At 41.1% G+C, this 661-nt stretch carries 1 protein-coding gene; it reads right to left on the reverse strand.

Annotation, left to right across the window (positions count from 1 at the left end; genetic code table 11):
* A partial coding sequence (locus J5069_RS23795; protein WP_413542280.1) for a restriction endonuclease subunit S occupies positions 1-661 on the reverse strand: 661 nt, incomplete at both ends.

Below are 661 nucleotides of genomic sequence, written 5' to 3' on the forward strand. Positions count from 1 at the left end.
CCTGCATCGCAGACGGAAACAGTTCTGCCGTGGTTTTTAACTCGGCATATTGCTCAGGATGTTCACGCTCAAAAACCATCAATGCATCAGCATTTTTACCAGAAATCGCCGTCATAGCCGCAAGCGTTGCTTCTTCTTGTGAACCGCCTATTTCTAGTACCGCCATTTTGGCTTTTACCGGTTCAAAACCGACAAACCAGCTTTTGAATAGGGCTTGCGCCATTTGTTCGAGGGTTTGGTTTACTCGATCATTGTTTTTAATTTTCTTATCTAAAGACTGTAAGCACTTTGCTGCCCATTTTTGATATTTTAACGCGGGAATATTTAATACAACTTTCCGTAATTCACTCTGTTTAATCCCTTTAACCGTCGTGCCAGTTGCTCTTGCATTAAGTTGATTCTGTACTGATGAACTCTGCAACAAATAAAGCAGATAATCATTATGAAGAAGTCCTTTCTTACCTCTCAAAGTGACAATTCGCTGAGCTAAGGCTACTTTTTCGTTCGAAAGTTGAGCGACTTCTCCTAAAGGGGCCTCGGTCGTTAACACTACATCCCCAACTTTTGGTAGCCCTCGAACCATCCAGCTATGATAATTATCAACAGGAATAAATTCGGTTGGCTTTAAAATTGAACCACCTTTGACAATTTTCGCAGTAAT

The sequence above is a fragment of the Candidatus Symbiopectobacterium sp. NZEC127 genome (assembly GCF_025962675.1).
In the GTDB taxonomy this organism is placed as follows: Bacteria; Pseudomonadota; Gammaproteobacteria; order Enterobacterales; family Enterobacteriaceae; genus Symbiopectobacterium.